Source organism: Streptomyces spinosus, assembly GCF_020400655.1.
Lineage (GTDB): Bacteria > Actinomycetota > Actinomycetes > Streptomycetales > Streptomycetaceae > Streptomyces > Streptomyces argyrophylli.
In genome coordinates this window covers 19,225-37,534 of record NZ_JAINRC010000025.1, presented here as the reverse complement: position 1 = coordinate 37,534, position 18,310 = coordinate 19,225, and the positions used below count along the sequence as shown (strand labels likewise).

Genomic DNA, 18,310 nt, shown 5'->3' with positions numbered 1-18,310 from the left:
TCGTTACTTGAGGTTCCCTTGAGGATCTATGGTCTGCCTCACATTCGCCGCCCCGGATGCCCGGCGACACCCTGGGGCTGCTGCCCCGATACGGGCGTGTCACACTCGTGGCATGCGCGTGTATCTCGGCTCCGACCATGCGGGCTACGAACTCAAGAACCACCTCGTCGAGTGGCTGAAGGCCGCCGGCCACGAGCCCGTCGACTGCGGGCCGCACATCTACGACGCCCAGGACGACTACCCGCCCTTCTGCCTCCGTGCCGCGGCGCGGACGGCCGCGGACCCGGACGCCCTCGGCATCGTCATCGGCGGCTCCGGCAACGGCGAGCAGATCGCCGCGAACAAGGTGAAGGGCGTGCGCGCGGCGCTGGCCTGGAGCGAGGAGACGGCGACGCTCGGCCGGCAGCACAACAACGCCAACGTGGTGGCCGTGGGTGCGCGCATGCACAGCACGGAGGAGGCGACCAAGTTCGTCGAGGTCTTCCTCAACACCCCGTTCTCCGGTGACGAGCGTCACGTCCGTCGCATCGACATGCTGTCGGCGTACGAGACCACGGGCGACCTCCCGCCGATCCCGGCCCACCACCCGCAGCAGGACTGAGCCCCCCAGGGGGCGGAAGGAACAGGGACCCGTGCCAGAGGGGCACACGATCCACCGGCTGGCCCGGGACTACGCCGAGCGCTTCTCGGGACGGGCCGTCCGCGTCACCAGCCCCCAGGGCAAGTTCTCCGACGCCGCCGCCCTCCTGGACGGCAGCGAGCTGACCGCCACGGAAGCCCACGGCAAGCACCTCTTCCTGGGCTTCCGGGACGGCGACTGGGTCCACATCCACCTCGGTCTCTTCGGCAAGGTCGGCTTCGGGGACGCCCCGGCGCCCCCGCCGGCCGACACCGTCCGGCTCCGGCTCGCCGACGACACCTCGTACGTCGATCTGCGCGGCCCCACCACCTGCGCCCTGATCACGGACGCCGAGAAGCGGGCGGTCCACGACCGGCTCGGCCCCGACCCGCTGCGCGCGGACGCCGACCCGGCCGAGGCCCACCGCCGGATCTCCCGCAGCCGTACGACGATCGCCGCGCTGCTCATGGACCAGAAGATCGTGGCCGGCGTCGGCAACGTCTACCGCGCCGAGGTGCTGTTCCGGCACGGCATCGACCCCTACCGCGCGGGCCGGGACATCACCCCGGCCGAGTGGGACGCGATCTGGGCCGACCTGGTCGCGCTGATGCGGGAGGGCGTCCGCGACAACCGCATCGACACCGTCCGCCCGGAGCACACCCCCAAGGCCATGGGCCGAGCGCCCCGCGTCGACGACCACGGCGGCGAGGTGTACGTCTACCGCCGGGCGAACCTGCCCTGCCACGTCTGCGGTGACGAGGTCCGCACCGCCGGCCTCGCCGCCCGCAACCTCTTCTGGTGCCCGACCTGCCAGACACGCTGACCGGCCCACCGGGAGCGCCGGCCCGGGACCTCTCGTCCGGATCACGCCGGATCCGGACGAAAGACGCTAGAACCCGTGGGGGAGCCACGGGGCCACCGGTGCGCCGAACGCCACCGAAGCCTCCGTCAGCGCCCCCGGCCGCAGCTCCCGCACCCGCCCGGCCGCCGCCAGCGACAGCAGGCTCGCCCCGCCCAGGTACGCCGCGCCCAGCGCCCGCGCGGACAAGGCGAGATCGGCCGCGTCCGCCGTCCGCTCGCAGGACGCGCCCTTCGGGTCGCCGGTCAGCCGCCAACGCCCCGCGTTCCAGGGGCAGAAGGCGTCCTCGACCTCGAAGACGACGTCGACGGGCGTCAGATACGTACGGGCCGACAGGGCCGCCCCCACGTCCACCAGCCGGACGTACCCGGCGTCCCGTGTCGACGGCAGGCAGCGGCGCAGGTCGGAGACCAGGTACTGCCAGGCGTCGTCGACCGGCCGTCCCCGCATCTTCAGCGTCGTCATCAGATCGATGCCGAACAGGAAACGCCACAGCGCCGCCTCGCTCGCCGGATCGAGCGCGGCCAGGTCCTCCAGCGTCACCGTGCCGTCGTGACCGCTCCGCCCCCAGCCCATCTTCGTGCGGAAGCGCGCGTACCCGGTGACCTCGCCGTCCCGTTCGGCGACCACGCACTGCAGCACCGAAGCGCCCTCCCGCTCGCTCTCCGGGTCGAGCAGCGCCACCCGCTCCCAGCCGGGCTGCCGCGCCAGCATGCCCGGGCGCCGGGGCACCAGGGCCGCGTACACCGCCTCGCACTCCGCCAGGACGTCGGCGGGCGCCGCGTAGCGCACGCGCACCGCGTCGGTGCCCTCGGGCACCTCCAGGGTCACCCGGCCGGTGTCGATCTCGGCGATGAGCTGGCAGGTCGCCGCGCCGAAGCCGAAACGGCCGTAGATCGCGGGCTCGGAGGCGAACAGCGCCGCCAGCGGCTCGCCCTTGGCGCGCGCGTCGTCCAGCAGCCGGCGCATCATCGACGTCAGCACCCCGCGCCGTCGGTGCGTCGCGGCCACACTGACCATGGTCACGCCCGCGGTGGGCACCACCGCCCCGCCCGGCACGGCCATCCGGAAGCTGAACGCCCCGGACGTGCCGACGAGCGCGTCACCGTCCCAGGCGGCCAGGGAACGGTCGAACTCGGTGAGCGACTTGTCCAGTTCCCGTTCCTCGGCGGACATCGGCCCGCCGCCGAAGGCGCGGACCAGGTGGTCCCACCACCGGTCGAACTCCTCCGGGCGCAGCGTCTTCAACTCGGTCCCGCTCTCAGTCCCCATGCGCCATGCCTATCAGGGCGAAGGGGGGCGAGCCAGTGATTTTCGACCCCGCAGCGGCCCGCCGGAACCCGGCCGACGGGCAGCCAAGCGGAATCCCACAGGGGGACAAGTGGGACCTCCCGTGCCAAGCAGCCGGTCCGCTGGATAGGGTCGCGAACTGATGGCAGCAGGACGACAGCGGCGCGCTAAGGCCGAGACGTTGACGGCCCGGTGGAAGATGCAGTGGCACCGGGCCCGCGTCGGCCTGCGCAGAAGTGCCGTGGACTACTTCCGCGGGGACGGCTCCGACTGGATCGCCTTCGCCGGACTGCTGCTGATGGTCCCGGTCCTCGCGACCATGACCCTCCTCGACTCCGTGTGGTGCTCCCCGGCCACCCTGGTGCTGCCGATCGTCGCCGGCGGCCTGCTGCTGCGCCCGGCGAGCCTGCTCGGTCTGTACGCGGCGGCGGCCACCGCGCTGATCGTGGAGTCGGTCCGCCTCGGCCCGTACACCGAGGGCCCCTCCCGGGTCACCCCGGGCGTGGTCCTGGTGGTGGCCGCCTGCGGCTTCTTCGGGCTGCTGACCGCGCAGTTCCGCAGCCGGGTCGGCGTGCCCTGGCGGCGCGGCGGCACCATGCTGTTCGACCTGCGCGAGCGCATCCGGGTGCAGAGCAAGCTGCCGAAGCTGCCGCAGGGCTGGCACCACGAGATGGCCCTGCGCCCGGCGGGCGGCCAGTCCTTCTCCGGTGACTTCGTCGTCGCCGCCCGCACGAACGGCGGCCGGACGCTGGAGGTCGTGCTCACCGACGTCTCCGGCAAGGGCATGGACGCGGGCTCGCGCGCCCTGCTGCTGTCCGGGGCCTTCGGTGGCCTGCTGGGCTCCCTCCCGCCGCACGCCTTTCTCCCGGCCGCCAACGGCTACCTCCTGCGCCAGGAGTGGGAGGAGGGCTTCGCCACCTCCATCCACCTGGTCCTGGACCTGGACTCCGGCGACTACGAGCTGTACTCCGCCGGGCACCCCCCGGGGCTCCAGCTCAGCGCGGGCAGCGGACGCTGGGAGGAGAAGGCCGCCGAGGGCCCGCTGCTCGGCGTGTACGACGGGGCGCAGTTCGACCCCGTGAAGGGCTCGCTGCGCCCCGGGGACGTCCTGATGCTGTTCACCGACGGACTGGTGGAGACCTCCGACCGGGACATCGTGGAGGGCATCGACCGGCTGACCGGTGAGGCCGACCGCTACGTGGCCGGCGGTTTCCACGGCGCGGCCTGGCACCTCATCGAGGCGGTCGCCAAGGACGTCAACGACGACCGCGCCCTGCTCCTCATCTGCCGCCAGCCGACGGCGAACGGCCGCTGACCCCCGCTCGCCGGGCCGCGGCTCTCCGTACCGGGCGCCGCAGGCGGGGCGGGGGGACACTGGAGCCATGACCCAGCTCACGCTCGCGGAGGTCGAGGCCGTCGCGCGGGCCGCCCACGAGGGGCAGACCGACAAGGCGGGGCAGCCGTACACCGAACACCTCGCGGCCGTCGCCCGGGGAGTGCGGGACCGCGGCGGTGACCCGGAGCAGATCGCGGCGGCCTGGCTGCACGACTCCGTCGAGGACGACGCGCTCAGCCGGGAGTGGCTGTCCCGCGCCCCCCTCACCCCGCACACCAAGGCCATCGTGGACGCCCTCACCAGGCGTCCCGGCGAGGAGCTGGAGGCGTACACGCGCCGCATCCTCGACACGCCGGGCGCGCTGCTGGTGAAGGAGGCCGACCTCGCGCACAACGCCGACCCGCGGCGGCTCGCCGCGCTCGACGAGCCGACCCGCGAACGGCTGGCCGAGAAGTACGCGAGGACGCGCGCGCTTCTCGGCCTGGAAGCCTGAGCGAGGTCCTCGAGGGAGAGGGGGAGGGGGACCGGGACCGGCTAGACGCCGGCCGTCTCCCGCTGCTTGTGCCGTTCGCGGGCCGCCTCGGCCGGGTCCTCCCGGAACGCCCACTCCATCTTCGGCTCCATCGCGAAGCGGAACACGCGCTGCACCGGCTTGGTGCACAGCACCGTGACGGCGGCGGCCGCGAGGAGGGTGACGACGACCGTGCCCAGGGCGCCGTACCGCTCGGCGAGGTCGAACCCGCCCGCGTAGAGCGTGCCCTTGACCACGAAGCCGTGGAGCAGGTAGCCGTACAGCGTGCCCGCGCCGAGCGCGGTGAACCACGTGCGGCGGCCCGGCACCCAGGCGAGGAAGCAGGCGGTCAGCAGCAGCGCGCAGCCGAACATGACCAGCGTCATCAGCGGCCCGCTCCACCAGGGCGCACCGATGTCCTGCGCCGAGCTCTGCCGGTAGAACCATCCGCCGTCCACGCGCGGCACGGACCACCAGCCGACGGCCAGGGCCACGGCGAACACCGGCACGGACAGCACCCGCACCGCGGGCCGGCGTATCAGCGCGAAGTGCTCGGGCTTCAGCAGCAGCCCGAGGACGAAGCAGGGCAGGAACTGCAGGACCCGGCCGAGGTCCAGGTTGTCGTCGAGGCCCGGGGTGACCGAGCCGACCATGGCGATGCCCAGCGCGAGGGGCAGCGGCCTGCGGACCAGCTTCCACAGGGGTGTGGTCAGGCGCCAGATGAACAGCGCGCACAGGAACCAGGTCAGGTAGTAGGGGGAGACGAGACTGATCGGGTCGTCGGCGTGGCCCGCGTAGCGCCGGAACAGCGAATAGGCGATCTGGAACAGCAGGTACGGGACGGCTATGCCGGTGACCAGCCGCTTCAGCCGGTCCGGGCGCATGTCGAAACTGCGGGAGAAGTAGCCGGAGATGACGATGAACGCCGGCATGTGGAAGGTGTACACGACGTTGTACAGGCCCTCGAGGACCCGGTTGTCGGTCTTGATCGCCGACCAGGAGTGCCCCAGTGCCACCAGCACGATCGCCAGGTACTTGGCGTTGTCGAAGAACGCGTCGCGCTGTCTGCCCGGTCTGTCGGTCCGCGACTGCTCCCGCGCGCTCGTCGGGGTGTGCCGGTCGGGCACCCCGCGCACCGGCGGCTGTGCCGGGGGGAGCGGCCTGCGGCTGTGGCCGGGGGACGTTGCGGCGTCGAACATCTCAGGCACCCTAGCGTCGGCTGTGGGATTCCGTAAAACCCGCACTGTCATTCCTGGTTATCCCGCCCGGGTACCCCGTAATTCGCCGAACTTGCCATCTCGGTGGGCGTGATGATGGGCACACAGGTGTCGTCCGTTCGCCCCGGATGTGCCGATTAATACAGACTAATTCGGGCATACGGCCCTGTGTGTCCCGTACGTGGATTCCTCGTCCGGTGCGTTGCGTGGTTATTGAAACGAAGTCCCGTGAATTCGTGTGGATTTCGTGACCGCGTCGCCTGTCGCATTCCTGTGCGAGGCGTCCCGCGCATGTGTGCCCGTCCGGCGTTGCGTCAGGACCCGCATAAGGGGGGCGTGTTGGTGGCACGATGGTTCTGGCGGGGGTGCGCGGGCCGTACCTCCGGGCCGGGAGAGCGGACCGACCGAGGGTGTGATCAGTTGTGGCCATTTCACTGTCTGTGGTGCTGCTGTTGGCGATCATCCTGGTGGTGTTGATCCGAGGGGGGAACATCAAGGCCGGCCCGGCCATCGTCGCCATCCTCTTCGGTTTCTTCCTCGCCTCGACCGGCATGGCGCCGTCGATCAACCGGTTCCTGAACTCGATAGCGGAGTCCATCAACTCGATCAGGTTCTGACCCGGCGGGGGAGCCGGGGCCCGGACAACGGCCGGGGGCCCCGCTCCCGGCCCCACCGCCGCCCCCGGACGGACGGCGCCCCTTCACCCGGGCAGGCCGCGCCGCGCCCCGCCGCCCGCGACCCGCACCCGGCCACGGGTCCCGCGCGCACCGGCGCCGCCTCGGATCGAGGTGCGGGCGCAGACCCGGTCAAGACCCCGGCACCCCGTCCCCCGCCCCACCCTGCCCCGCCCCTGCCGAGTCCTGTGGGGCGGGGGCACGGAACCGGACAGCCCCCAGGTACGACCGAAGGCCCAGATCAGAGGGGAACATCCTCTGACCTGGGCCTTCGGCTCCAGAGCGGGCGACGGGAATCGAACCCGCGTAGCTAGTTTGGAAGACTAGGGCTCTACCATTGAGCTACGCCCGCAGCAGTGCGCCGCAGGTCGGCGACCGCGGCACTGAAGGCATCGTAGCGGGTCGCCCGCCGCCGAGGCCAACGAGCCGGCCGCGCCGCACCGCGCGTCCGGCCCGGAGAATGCGGCCGACGGACCGGGTCCGGCCATGTACCCTACGTGTCGCACCAGACGGGGTGTGGCGCAGCTTGGTAGCGCGTCCGCTTTGGGAGCGGAAGGCCGTGGGTTCAAATCCCGCCACCCCGACCACCGGCTCGTGACGTCCGGCTCGGCGACGTCCCGATGATCGCCTTTTGGGGCGCTGACCGGCTGCGGTTACTATGCAAGCTGCGCGCCCGTGTGTCCCGGCCCTCACGGCCTACGTACTCCTCCGGGCGGCTAAATCCGCCGGACCCATCGGGCTCCGGCAGAACCCGAGAAGTCAGCCACAAGGAGACCGAACCGTGAAGAGCGCCGTGGAGACCCTGAACCCGACCCGGGTTCGGCTCACTGTCGAGGTGCCCTTCGAGGAGCTCAAGGACAGCCTCGACGCGGCGTACAAGAAGATCAACCAGCAGGTCACGGTGAAGGGCTTCCGCAAGGGCAAGATCCCGGCCCGCGTGATCGACCAGCGGTTCGGCCGCGGTGCGGTGCTGGAGGAGGCCGTCAACGACGCGCTGCCCAAGTTCTACACCGAGGCGGTCAACGAGGCCGAGCTGAGCCCGCTGGGCCAGCCCGAGGTCGACATCACCGAGCTGAAGGACGGCGAGACGCTGAACTTCACCGCCGAGGTCGACGTCCGCCCCGCCCTGGAGATCCCGGACTACTCCGGCATCGAGGTCGAGGTCGACGCCGTCGAGGTGACGGACGAGGACATCGAGAAGTCCGTGGAGCAGCTCCGTGAGCGCTTCGCGTCGACCTCCCCCGTCGAGCGCGCGGCCGAGGACGGCGACGTCGTCACCATCGACCTGGAGGCCAAGGTCGACGGCGAGGTGCTGGAGGACGGCATCGCCAACGGCGTCTCCTACACCATCGGCTCCGGCGAGCTGCTGGACGGCATCGACGACGCCGTCAAGGGCCTGTCCGCCGGCGAGGAGGCCACCTTCACCTCCGAGCTGAAGGGCGGCTCGGCCGCGGGCAAGGAGGCCGAGGTCACCGTCAAGGTCACCCAGGTCGCCGCCCGCGAACTGCCCGAGCTGGACGACGAGTTCGCGCAGCTGGCCTCCGAGTTCGACACCCTGGAGGAGCTGAAGGCCGACAGCCGCAAGCGCCTCGCCAACATGAAGCAGTTCGACCAGGCCACGCAGGCCCAGGAGCGCGTCCTGGAGAAGCTGCTGGAGCTGGTGGAGGTCCCCGTCCCCGAGAAGCTCCTCGAGGACGAGATCAACACCCGCAAGCACAACCTGGAGCACCACCAGCTCGCCCAGATGGGCCTCACCCTCGACAAGTACCTGGAGATCCAGGGCAAGACCGCCGAGGAGTTCGAGACCGAGACCCGCGAGGCCGCGGTCAAGGGCATCAAGACCCAGTTCGTCCTCGACGAGCTGGTCAAGAAGGAGAACCTCAACGTCAACCAGGAGGAGCTCACCGAGCACCTCATGCGGCGTGCGGCCTCCTCCGGCATGTCCCCCGACCAGTTCGCCCAGGCCGTCGTCGAGGGCGGCCAGGTGCCGCTCCTGGTCGGCGAGGTCGCCCGCGGCAAGGCCCTGGCCGTCGTGGTGGAGTCCGCCACGGTGAAGGACACCAACGGCGAGGTCGTCGACCTGGACGACGAGGAGGAGACCGAGGAGGCGCCGGCCGCGGCCGAGGCCACCGAGGCGTCCGACTCCGCCGAGGAGAAGACCGAGGGCTGAGCGGCCCCGCGGCGCCTGTGAGGCACCTACGACGGGCCCTGGGGGCTTCCCCCGGGGCCCGTCGCCATCTCCCTGACCCCTACCCCGCCGCCCGCCCCGGCGCGGCCGTGGCGGGCGTTTCCCGGCGCCCCCGCCGAGCGACCTGCGCTCACAGCGAACAGCTCACTTACCGGGATTCCCCGGAGGGAACGTCGCGTTAGGGTCCATGAAAGGCAGAACAATGAGACGGCCCGGCGCCGTCGTAAGACGAGCAGGTGGATACGTGACGAATCTGATGCCCTCCGCCGCCGGCGAGCCTTCCATCGGTGGTGGCCTCGGCGACCAGGTCTACAACCGGCTGCTCAACGAGCGGATCATCTTCCTCGGCCAGCAGGTTGACGACGACATCGCGAACAAGATCACCGCGCAGCTGCTGCTCCTTGCCGCCGACCCGGACAAGGACATCTACCTCTACATCAACAGCCCGGGCGGCTCGGTCACGGCCGGCATGGCGATCTACGACACTATGCAGTACATCCCGAACGACGTGGTGACGATCGCCATGGGCATGGCCGCCTCGATGGGCCAGTTCCTGCTGACCGGCGGCGCGGCCGGCAAGCGCTTCGCCCTGCCGCACGCGGACATCATGATGCACCAGGGCTCCGCGGGCCTCGGCGGTACGGTCTCGGACATCAAGATCCAGGCCGAGTACCTGATGCGCACCAAGAAGCGCATGTCGGAGCTCACCGCCCTCCACTCGGGCCAGACGGTCGAGGCGATCATCCGCGACGGTGACCGCGACCGCTGGTTCACCCCGGAGGAGGCCAAGGAGTACGGTCTCATTGACGAGATCATCACGCACGCCTCGGGTGTTCCGGGAGGCGGCGGCACCGGTGCCTGACCGGTCCGGCCACGCCACGCACCGCCGAGACACCAGCCCCCCGAACGCCACCAGGACGGTGAACCCCATGAGCAACTTCCCCGGCGCCGCCAGCGGCATGTACGAAGGGCCCCGCCCCGACAGCCGCTACGTCATCCCGCGCTTCGTCGAGCGCACCTCCCAGGGCATCCGCGAGTACGACCCGTACGCGAAGCTCTTCGAGGAGCGCGTGATCTTCCTGGGCGTCCAGATCGACGACGCCTCCGCCAACGACGTCATGGCGCAGCTGCTGTGCCTGGAGTCGATGGACCCGGACCGGGACATCTCGATCTACATCAACAGCCCCGGTGGCGACATGACCGCCCTCACGGCGATCTACGACACGATGCAGTTCGTGAAGCCCGACATCCAGACGGTCTGCATGGGCCAGGCGGCCTCCGCCGCGGCCATCCTGCTCGCCGCCGGCACCCCCGGCAAGCGCATGGCGCTGCCGAACTCCCGGGTGCTGATCCACCAGCCGGCCGGTTCTACCGGCCGCGGCCAGCTCTCCGACCTGGAGATCATCGCCAACGAGTTCACCCGGATGCGTGAGCAGCTGGAGAACATGCTGGCCAAGCACTCGAACCGGCCCATCGAGCAGGTCCGCGAGGACATCGAGCGGGACAAGATCCTCACGGCCGAGGAGGCGCTGGAGTACGGCCTCGTCGACCAGATCATCTCCACCCGCAAGCTGAACAACAGCGCGGTCCGCTGACAGCGCAACCACGCACGTCCGGCCCCTCTTGGCACGGTGCACGTCAAAGTGAACCCTGCCAAGGGGGGCCCGAACACCGGGCCCGGCAAGGTACCGTCGGACATAAGGCAGCACCAGGAGCCGCTGGACTCATAGCGTCCAGGCGTCTCCCAGGCGAAGGGGAAGCACACCGTGGCACGCATCGGTGACGGCGGCGATCTGCTCAAGTGCTCGTTCTGCGGCAAGAGCCAGAAGCAGGTCAAGAAGCTCATCGCAGGGCCCGGTGTGTACATCTGCGACGAGTGCATCGATCTCTGCAACGAGATCATCGAGGAAGAGCTCGCGGAGACCAGCGAGGTGCGCTGGGAGGAACTGCCCAAGCCCCGCGAGATCTACGAGTTCCTCGAGGGCTACGTGGTCGGCCAGGAGGCCGCCAAGAAGGCGCTCTCCGTCGCGGTGTACAACCACTACAAGCGGGTCCAGGCGGGCGAGAACGGCGGCGCGAGCGGCCGTGACGACGCCATCGAGCTGGCGAAGTCCAACATCCTGCTGCTGGGCCCCACGGGCTCCGGCAAGACGCTCCTCGCGCAGACGCTGGCGCGCATGCTGAACGTCCCGTTCGCGATCGCCGACGCCACGGCGCTGACCGAGGCGGGCTACGTTGGCGAGGACGTCGAGAACATCCTCCTCAAGCTCATCCAGGCGGCCGACTACGACGTCAAGAAGGCCGAGACCGGGATCATCTACATCGACGAGATCGACAAGGTCGCGCGCAAGAGCGAGAACCCGTCGATCACCCGCGACGTGTCCGGCGAGGGTGTCCAGCAGGCCCTGCTGAAGATCCTGGAGGGCACCACGGCCTCGGTCCCGCCGCAGGGCGGCCGCAAGCACCCGCACCAGGAGTTCATCCAGATCGACACGACGAACGTGCTGTTCATCGTGGGCGGCGCCTTCGCGGGTCTGGAGAAGATCATCGAGGCGCGCGCCGGCGCGAAGGGCATCGGCTTCGGCGCCACGATCCTCTCCAAGCGCGAGCTGGAGTCCAAGGACGTCTTCGAGGACGTCATGCCGGAGGACCTGGTCAAGTTCGGCATGATCCCCGAGTTCATCGGCCGCCTGCCGGTGATCACCTCGGTCCACAACCTGGACCGCGAGGCGCTGCTGAAGATCCTGGTCGAGCCCCGCAACGCGCTCGTCAAGCAGTACCAGCGCCTGTTCGAACTCGACGGCGTGGAGCTGGACTTCGAGCGCGAGGCGCTGGAGGCCATCGCCGACCAGGCCATCCTGCGCCAGACCGGCGCCCGCGGCCTGCGCGCCATCATGGAGGAGGTCCTCCAGGGCGTGATGTACGAGGTCCCGTCCCGCAAGGACGTCGCCCGAGTCGTCATCACGGCCGACGTGGTCCTCTCCAACGTCAACCCGACCCTGATCCCGAGGGACGCCCGCGGGCGGGGCTCGGGGGAGCAGAAGACGGCGTAACCGCGGCCGTCACGCACACGAGGCACACGAAGAGGGGCCCCGGTCGACCGACCGGGGCCCCTCCTCGCGCCGCCGCGGAAAGCGTCAGCTCTTGACGCGCACCGCGGCGCGGAACTTCGCGGTCAGCTCGGCGTCCGTCGCCGGGTCGCTGCCCCGGCCCGCCGCGAGGTTGGCGAAGTCCATCGGCATGACCATGCCTATGGTGCTGTGGTCGCCCCAGACGCAGATCGTGAGCGTCACGTCCTTCGGTCCGCCGCTGCCCGCGCCGGTGGGGGCCGTGGCCTGCTGGCACTTGAGGACCGCGCCGTCGAGCCCGGCCGGGTCGTACGCCTTCGGCTCGCCCTTCAGGGCGACGTCCTTGCTGTCGCTGTCCTTCTGGGACTCGGACTTGAACCACGCGAACATCGCGTCGACGGTCTTCTCGGGGTCGTCGATGGTGCCGTAGACACCGCCGAAGTTGATCCCCTTCTTGCTCAGCGGATTGTCCGGGTCCCCCGCCTCGTACGCGGCGCTGACGTCCTTGGGGTCGTGCACACCCCACTTCTCGGCGTCCTTGAGGTCGCTGGCCGTCATGGTGTCGCTGTCGCCCTTGGACTTCTTGTACTCGGACAGCACCGTCGCCGGAGTCGTCAGCTTGTGGGGGCCGTCGTCCGCGACGCCGCCGCTGCCGCTGCCGCTCAGCAGGAAGTACGCGCCCACCGCCACGGCCGCCACCACGGCCACCGCGCCGATGACCAGGCCCGTCTTCTTCTTGCCCCCGCCCGGCTGCGGCGCCTGCGGCGCGCCGTACGGCTGCGGCTGCCCGTAGGGGCCGGGCTGCTGGCCGTACGGGCCGGGCTGCTGCGGCGCGCCCTGCTGCGGGTATCCGTAACCCGGCTGCGGCGGCGCCGGAGGGGTCTGCTGGGGGTAGCCGTAGCCGGGCTGGGGAGCCTGCGGCGGCTGGCCGTAGGGGCCCGGCTGGCCGTACGGACCCGGCTGCCCCTGCTGGCCGTACGGGCCCGGCTGCTGGGGCGGCTGGCCGTACGGGCCCGGCTGGTTGTTGCTCATTCCTGGGTTCCCCTCCAGAAGCTTATGTGTTCCTGACATCCTGACCCAGGCGCGCGAACAGCACGGCACCGGGGGCCGCACCGTTACAGAACAAAGGCGTTTCGGGACCACCCCGTGACACCTCTAAACTGACCCCCGTGACCGAGAACGCTCAGCAGCAGCCACCCGCGCCCGACACCGAACTGCCGACCCAGTACGCGCCGGCCGATGTAGAGGGGCCGCTGTACGAGCGCTGGGTAGAGCGCGGTTACTTCGAGGCGGACGCGAAGAGCGACAAGCCGCCGTACACGATCGTCATCCCGCCGCCGAACGTCACCGGTTCGCTCCACCTGGGCCACGCCTTCCAGCACACGCTCATGGACGCCCTCACCCGCCGCAAGCGGATGCAGGGCTACGAGGCGCTGTGGCTGCCCGGCATGGACCACGCGGGCATCGCCACCCAGAACAAGGTCGAACAGCAGCTCGCCGAGGAGGGCAAGTCCCGCCAGGACCTGGGCCGGGCGGAGTTCGTCGAGCGCGTCTGGCAGTGGAAGGAGGAGTACGGCGGCAAGATCCTCGGCCAGATGCGCCGCCTCGGCGACGGCGTCGACTGGTCGCGCGAGCGCTTCACCATGGACGAGGGCCTGTCCAAGGCCGTCCAGACCATCTTCAAGAAGCTCTACGACGACGAACTGATCTACCGCGCCGAGCGCATCATCAACTGGTGCCCGCGCTGCCTGACGGCCATCTCGGACATCGAGGTGGAGTACCAGGAGGACGACGGCGAGCTGGTCTCCATCAGGTACGGCGAGGGTGACGAGACGCTGGTCGTCGCCACCACCCGCGCCGAGACCATGCTGGGCGACACCGCCGTCGCGGTCCACCCCGACGACGAGCGGTACAAGCACCTGGTCGGCAAGCACATCAAGCTGCCGCTGACGGACCGCAGCATCCCCGTCGTCGCGGACACCCACGTCGACCCCGAGTTCGGTACCGGCGCCGTCAAGGTGACCCCGGCCCACGACCCCAACGACTTCGCGATCGGCCAGCGCCACGACCTGGAGTCGATCACGGTCATGGACGAGCGGGCGGTCATCACCGTGCACGGCCCCTTCCAGGGTCTGGACCGTTTCGAAGCCCGCTCCGCGATCGTCGCCGCGCTGCGCTCGCAGGGCCGGATCGTCGCCGAGAAGCGGCCGTACGTCCACAGCGTCGGCCACTGCTCACGGTGCAGCACCACGATCGAGCCGCGCCTGTCCATGCAGTGGTGGGTCAAGGTCGGCCCGCTGGCCAAGGCCGCCGGTGACGCCGTCCGCGACGGCAGGGTGAGGATCCACCCCGAGGACATGTCGAAGCGGTACTTCGACTGGGTCGACAACATGCACGACTGGTGCATCTCGCGCCAGCTGTGGTGGGGCCACCGCATCCCGGTCTGGTACGGCCCGCAGGGCGAGGTCGTCTGCGTCGGCCCCGACGAGGAGCCGCCCGCCGGCGAGGGCTGGCACCAGGACACCGACGTCCTCGACACCTGGTTCTCCTCCGGCCTGTGGCCGTTCTCCACGCTCGGCTGGCCCGAACAGACCGACGACCTGCGGAAGTTCTACTCGACCGACGTCCTGCTCACCGGCCACGACATCATCTTCTTCTGGGTCGCGAGGATGATGATGTTCGGCCTCTACGCGATGGACGGCGAGGTCCCCTTCAGGACGATCGCGCTCACCGGCCTGGTCCGCGACGAGCGCGGCAAGAAGATGTCGAAGTCCTTCGGCAACGTCGTCGACCCGCTGGACTGGATGGACACGTACGGCTCCGACGCCGTCCGTTTCACCCTGGCCCGCGGCGCCAACCCCGGCACCGACGTCCCGATCGGCGAGGACTGGGTCCAGGCCTCCCGCAACTTCGCCAACAAGATCTGGAACGCGACCCGCTTCGCGTTGATGAACGGCGCGACGGTCGAGGGCCCGCTGCCCTCTCCGGAGCGGCTGTCCGCCACCGACCGGTGGATCCTGTCGCGCCTCAACAAGACCGTCGCCGACGTCGACGCGTTCTACGAGGACTACCAGTTCGCGAAGCTCAGCGACGCCCTGTACCACTTCGCGTGGGACGAGGTCTTCGACTGGTACGTCGAGCTGTCCAAGACGGTCTTCCAGGCGGGCGGCGAGCCGGCCGAGGTCTCCCAGCGCGTCCTCGGCGAGGTCCTGGACGTCACCCTCAGGCTGCTGCACCCGGTGGTCCCGTTCGTCACCGAGACCCTCTGGACGACGCTGACCGGCGGCGAGTCGATCGTCATCGCGGATTGGCCGACCGACAGCGGCTTCCGGGACGCGGCGGCCGAGCAGGAGATCGCCACCCTCCAGTCGGTCATCACCGAGGTCCGCCGCTTCCGCGCCGACCAGGGCCTCCAGCCCGGACAGCGGGTCCCGGCCCGGCTGACGCTCGACGGCACGGCCCTCGCCCCGCACGAGGCCGCCATCCGCCAGCTGCTCCGCCTCCAGCCGGAGGGCGAGGGCTTCACGGCCACGGCGACCCTGCCGGTGGCGGGCGCCGAGGTCGCCCTCGACCTGTCCGGCACGATCGACGTCGCCGCGGAGCGCAAGCGCCTCGCGAAGGACCTCGCCGCGGCGGAGAAGGAGAAGGCCCAGGCCACGGCCAAGCTCGGCAACGAGGCGTTCCTGGCGAAGGCCCCGGAGAACGTGGTGGACAAGATCCGCACGCGCCTGGCCAAGGCGGACGAGGACATCACCCGCATCACCGCCCAGCTGGAGAAGCTGCCGCAGGCGTAGCGGGGTGTACGCGGCTGAAGGCCCCGGTGCTGCACGGCACCGGGGCCTTCACCGTGCCCCGTCAGGGGCGCGGGGCCGTACCGGTGCGCGGCTCCGCCGCGCGGGTCCCACCGGCCCGGGGCGTCCTCAGCCGGCCGACGAGACAAGCCACCCATACCGCCGCCCCGCCGCGGGCGTCCGCTCCGTAGACTGGGCCCCGTGAGCGAAGCGCCCGGCACCAGCGACACCCCCGACCCCCTCGACTCCTTCGACGAGATCATCGAAGCCGAGACCACCCGCGACCCCGACCTCGCGGTCATCGAGGCCGGCAGCCGCACCCTGCGCACCCAGGGCGGCCCTCCGCAGGCGGACGTACCCGCCCGCCCCGAGGACCCCGAGGCCGACAGGGCCCTGCGCGAGGTCGAGGCGGAGCTGGCCACCCGCTGGGGCGAGACCAAGCTGGAGCCCTCGGTCAGCCGCATCGCCGCGCTGATGGACGTGCTGGGCGAGCCCCAGCGCTCGTACCCCTCGATCCACATCACGGGCACGAACGGCAAGACCTCCACCGCCCGCATGATCGAGGCCCTGCTCGGCGCCTTCGAACTGCGCACCGGCCGCTACACCAGCCCGCACGTGCAGTCCATCACCGAGCGGATCAGCCTGGACGGCGCCCCGATCAGCGCCGAGCGGTTCGTCGAGACGTACCAGGACATCAAGCCGTACGTCGAGATGGTGGACGGGCAGCAGGAGTACCGGCTGTCCTTCTTCGAGGTGCTCACCGGCATGGCGTACGCGGCCTTCGCGGACGCCCCCGTGGACGTCGCCGTCGTCGAGGTCGGCATGGGCGGCTCCTGGGACGCCACCAACGTGATCGACGGTGACGTCGCCGTCGTCACCCCCATCGACCTCGACCACACCGACCGGCTCGGCGAGACGCACGCGCAGATCGCCGGCGAGAAGAGCGGCATCATCAAGCAGGACGCCACCGTCATCCTGGCCCAGCAGCCGGTGGACGCGGCGCAGGTGCTGCTGAAGAAGGCCGTGGACGTCGACGCCACCGTGGCCCGCGAGGGGCTGGAGTTCGGGGTCGTCGCCCGCCAGGTCGCCGTCGGCGGGCAGCTGCTCACGCTGCGCGGCCTCGGCGGCGAGTATGCCGAGGTCTACCTGCCGCTGCACGGCGCCCACCAGGCGCACAACGCGGCCGTCGCGCTCGCCGCCGTGGAGGCGTTCTTCGGCGTGGGCGCGCAGCGCGCCGAGCCGCTGGACATCGACACCGTGCGCAAGGCGTTCGCGGCCGTGTCGTCCCCGGGCCGGCTGGAGGTCGTACGGCGCTCTCCCACCGTGGTGCTGGACGCCGCGCACAACCCGGCGGGTGCCGAGGCCACCGCCGAGGCCGTGCGGGAGGCGTTCGACTTCACCCGGCTGATCGGGGTCGTCGGCGCGAGCGGCGACAAGAACGTGCGCGGGCTGCTGGAGGCCTTCGAGCCGATCTTCGCGGAGGTCGTCGTCACGCAGAACTCCAGCCACCGCGCCATGGACGCGGACGAGCTGGCCGCGATCGCCGTCGAGGTGTTCGGCGACGAACGCGTGCAGGTCGAGCCGCGGCTGCCGGACGCCCTGGAGGCCGCGATCACGCTGGCCGAGGAGGAGGGCGAGTTCGCGGGCGGCGGTGTGCTGGTGACCGGTTCCGTCATCACGGTCGGCGAGGCCCGGCTGCTGCTCGGGAAGGGCTGAGAGTCGAAGATGCGTACCCTCTGTGCATCGACCCTGATCGGCGAGTTCTTCGTCATCGGCTTCGCCGGGCTCGTCGCCATGAAGGACCCCGGCCTGTCCACGTCGACGGTGTGGCTCGTGAGCGGCATCGCCATGCTGCTGTGCGTGCTGCTGTGCGGCATGGTGACCCGGCCCGGCGGTGTGGCCCTCGGCTGGGCCCTGCAGCTCGCCCTGATCGCCTCCGGTGTCTTCGTGCCGACCATGTACTTCCTGGGCGCGGTGTTCGCGGCCCTGTGGTGGGCTTCGGTGCATTACGGGAGGAAAGTGGACGAGGCGAAGGCCCGTTTCGCGGCCCAGGCCCAGTCCCCCTCCTCCACGGCTGACGCTGCGTGACGAAGGGCCCGACACGCCCTGTAACCTCGTCCCACCGCACCCGCACGTCGTGTAAGGAGCCCCTCGTGAGCCAGCGCACCCTCGTCCTCCTCAAGCCCGACGCCGTCCGTCGTGGCCTGACCGGCGAGATCATCAGCCGCATCGAGCGCAAGGCCGGCTGGCAGATCACCGCGCTGGAGCTGCGCACCCTGGACCAGGACACCCTGGAGCAGCACTACGGCGAGCACAAGGGCAAGCCCTTCTACGAGCCGCTGGTCGAGTTCATGTCCTCCGGCCCGGTCGTGGCCATGATCGTCGAGGGCGAGCGGGTCGTCGAGGGCGTGCGCCGGCTCGCCGGCCCCACCGACCCGATCGCCGCCGCGCCCGGCTCGATCCGCGGTGACTACGGCGTGATCGTGCGCGAGAACCTCATCCACGCCTCCGACTCCGAGGAGTCCGCCGAGCGCGAGGTGAAGATCTTCTTCCCGGGCCGCGCGTAACGCCCGCCCGCCGCGGGAAAGGTCCGGGCCACGCCCGGACCTTTCCGGCACAGTCCTGGCATTTGAGGGAACGGGCGTCCCCGAACGCCCGTCTCCACAAGCGGGGCGGCACGCCATCTGGTGACAATGGCGGAGACCCTCGCGCAGTGTTCGTGCAGGCGCGTTTACGATGGAAGCCTTCACGTCACAG

At 70.6% G+C, this 18,310-nt stretch carries 16 protein-coding genes and 2 tRNA genes; 14 read left to right on the top strand and 4 right to left on the bottom strand.

The window, feature by feature from the left end:
* Window positions 1–112 precede the first annotated feature (112 nt).
* Together LG395_RS35960 and LG395_RS35955 are read left to right on the top strand one after the other, a co-directional pair.
* Window positions 113–601 carry a ribose-5-phosphate isomerase gene (locus LG395_RS35960; protein ID WP_225813101.1) on the top strand — a complete coding sequence of 163 codons (489 nt, stop codon included), beginning with the start codon at window positions 113–115 and terminating at the stop codon, window positions 599–601.
* Window positions 602–632: 31 nt separating this feature from the next.
* Window positions 633–1,442 (top strand): Fpg/Nei family DNA glycosylase, encoded by an 810-nt coding sequence (locus LG395_RS35955; RefSeq protein WP_171156335.1) that lies wholly within the window; start codon window positions 633–635, stop codon window positions 1,440–1,442.
* 66 nt (window positions 1,443–1,508) lie between these two features.
* Here the strand turns inward: LG395_RS35955 and LG395_RS35950 are convergent, their stop codons facing one another.
* Window positions 1,509–2,750, bottom strand: a complete 1,242-nt coding sequence (locus LG395_RS35950; RefSeq protein WP_225813098.1) for a GNAT family N-acetyltransferase — start codon at window positions 2,748–2,750, stop codon at window positions 1,509–1,511.
* A 160-nt stretch (window positions 2,751–2,910) separates the two neighbouring features.
* On the opposite strand from LG395_RS35950, the gene LG395_RS35945 reads away from it, so the two are divergent.
* A complete protein-coding gene (locus tag LG395_RS35945; protein ID WP_171156339.1) occupies window positions 2,911–4,083 on the top strand; it encodes a PP2C family protein-serine/threonine phosphatase in 1,173 nt (390 codons plus the stop codon).
* Window positions 4,084–4,150: 67 nt separating this feature from the next.
* A complete protein-coding gene (locus tag LG395_RS35940; protein ID WP_225813096.1) occupies window positions 4,151–4,597 on the top strand; it encodes an HD domain-containing protein in 447 nt (148 codons plus the stop codon).
* 41 nt (window positions 4,598–4,638) lie between these two features.
* On the opposite strand, the gene LG395_RS35935 is transcribed toward LG395_RS35940, so the two are convergent.
* Complete coding sequence (locus LG395_RS35935; protein WP_225813093.1) at window positions 4,639–5,814, bottom strand: acyltransferase family protein; 1,176 nt, start codon at window positions 5,812–5,814, stop codon at window positions 4,639–4,641.
* Window positions 5,815–6,254: 440 nt separating this feature from the next.
* Between LG395_RS35935 and LG395_RS35930 the strand changes: the two genes are divergently transcribed.
* Window positions 6,255–6,449, top strand: coding sequence for a hypothetical protein (locus LG395_RS35930; protein WP_030648672.1), 195 nt, complete (start codon window positions 6,255–6,257; stop codon window positions 6,447–6,449).
* A gap of 338 nt (window positions 6,450–6,787) precedes the next feature.
* On the opposite strand, the gene LG395_RS35925 is transcribed toward LG395_RS35930, so the two are convergent.
* A tRNA-Gly gene (locus LG395_RS35925) sits at window positions 6,788–6,858 on the bottom strand.
* Between the two features lie 158 nt (window positions 6,859–7,016).
* On the opposite strand from LG395_RS35925, the gene LG395_RS35920 reads away from it, so the two are divergent.
* The 5 genes from LG395_RS35920 (at window position 7,017) to clpX (ending at window position 11,747) form a co-directional block, all read left to right on the top strand.
* Window positions 7,017–7,093 (top strand) — tRNA-Pro (locus tag LG395_RS35920).
* Between the two features lie 194 nt (window positions 7,094–7,287).
* Window positions 7,288–8,676: a trigger factor gene (gene tig / locus LG395_RS35915; RefSeq protein ID WP_171156344.1), complete on the top strand. Its 1,389-nt coding sequence runs from the start codon at window positions 7,288–7,290 to the stop codon at window positions 8,674–8,676.
* 274 nt (window positions 8,677–8,950) lie between these two features.
* A complete protein-coding gene (locus LG395_RS35910; protein WP_051009690.1) occupies window positions 8,951–9,556 on the top strand; it encodes an ATP-dependent Clp protease proteolytic subunit in 606 nt (201 codons plus the stop codon).
* A gap of 67 nt (window positions 9,557–9,623) precedes the next feature.
* Window positions 9,624–10,289, top strand: a complete 666-nt coding sequence (locus LG395_RS35905; RefSeq protein WP_030648613.1) for an ATP-dependent Clp protease proteolytic subunit — start codon at window positions 9,624–9,626, stop codon at window positions 10,287–10,289.
* 171 nt (window positions 10,290–10,460) lie between these two features.
* Window positions 10,461–11,747 (top strand): ATP-dependent Clp protease ATP-binding subunit ClpX, encoded by a 1,287-nt coding sequence (gene clpX / locus LG395_RS35900; RefSeq protein WP_030648610.1) that lies wholly within the window; start codon window positions 10,461–10,463, stop codon window positions 11,745–11,747.
* Between the two features lie 84 nt (window positions 11,748–11,831).
* Here the strand turns inward: clpX and LG395_RS35895 are convergent, their stop codons facing one another.
* On the bottom strand, window positions 11,832–12,794 hold the full coding sequence (locus LG395_RS35895; protein ID WP_225813091.1) for a hypothetical protein: 963 nt from the start codon (window positions 12,792–12,794) through the stop codon (window positions 11,832–11,834).
* 137 nt (window positions 12,795–12,931) lie between these two features.
* On the opposite strand from LG395_RS35895, the gene LG395_RS35890 reads away from it, so the two are divergent.
* The 4 genes from LG395_RS35890 to ndk all read left to right on the top strand — a co-directional run bounded on the left by LG395_RS35890 (window position 12,932) and on the right by ndk (window position 18,120).
* Window positions 12,932–15,556, top strand: coding sequence for a valine--tRNA ligase (locus LG395_RS35890; protein WP_171156353.1), 2,625 nt, complete (start codon window positions 12,932–12,934; stop codon window positions 15,554–15,556).
* Window positions 15,557–15,754: 198 nt separating this feature from the next.
* On the top strand, window positions 15,755–17,269 hold the full coding sequence (folC, locus tag LG395_RS35885; RefSeq protein WP_171156355.1) for a bifunctional tetrahydrofolate synthase/dihydrofolate synthase: 1,515 nt from the start codon (window positions 15,755–15,757) through the stop codon (window positions 17,267–17,269).
* Between the two features lie 9 nt (window positions 17,270–17,278).
* Complete coding sequence (locus tag LG395_RS35880; RefSeq protein ID WP_171156357.1) at window positions 17,279–17,641, top strand: DUF4233 domain-containing protein; 363 nt, start codon at window positions 17,279–17,281, stop codon at window positions 17,639–17,641.
* Window positions 17,642–17,706: 65 nt separating this feature from the next.
* Window positions 17,707–18,120: a nucleoside-diphosphate kinase gene (gene ndk / locus LG395_RS35875; RefSeq protein ID WP_171156359.1), complete on the top strand. Its 414-nt coding sequence runs from the start codon at window positions 17,707–17,709 to the stop codon at window positions 18,118–18,120.
* The last annotated feature ends 190 nt before the right edge of the window (window positions 18,121–18,310 follow it).

Coding starts and splice junctions, on each gene's coding strand:
- LG395_RS35960 (WP_225813101.1), top strand. CDS start 113: ATGCGCGTGTATCTCGGCTCCGACCATGCGGGCTACGAACTCAAGAAC.
- LG395_RS35950 (WP_225813098.1), bottom strand. CDS start 2,750: ATGGGGACTGAGAGCGGGACCGAGTTGAAGACGCTGCGCCCGGAGGAG.
- LG395_RS35945 (WP_171156339.1), top strand. CDS start 2,911: ATGGCAGCAGGACGACAGCGGCGCGCTAAGGCCGAGACGTTGACGGCC.
- LG395_RS35940 (WP_225813096.1), top strand. CDS start 4,151: ATGACCCAGCTCACGCTCGCGGAGGTCGAGGCCGTCGCGCGGGCCGCC.
- LG395_RS35935 (WP_225813093.1), bottom strand. CDS start 5,814: ATGTTCGACGCCGCAACGTCCCCCGGCCACAGCCGCAGGCCGCTCCCC.
- LG395_RS35910 (WP_051009690.1), top strand. CDS start 8,951: ATGCCCTCCGCCGCCGGCGAGCCTTCCATCGGTGGTGGCCTCGGCGAC.
- LG395_RS35905 (WP_030648613.1), top strand. CDS start 9,624: ATGAGCAACTTCCCCGGCGCCGCCAGCGGCATGTACGAAGGGCCCCGC.
- LG395_RS35895 (WP_225813091.1), bottom strand. CDS start 12,794: ATGAGCAACAACCAGCCGGGCCCGTACGGCCAGCCGCCCCAGCAGCCG.
- LG395_RS35880 (WP_171156357.1), top strand. CDS start 17,279: ATGCGTACCCTCTGTGCATCGACCCTGATCGGCGAGTTCTTCGTCATC.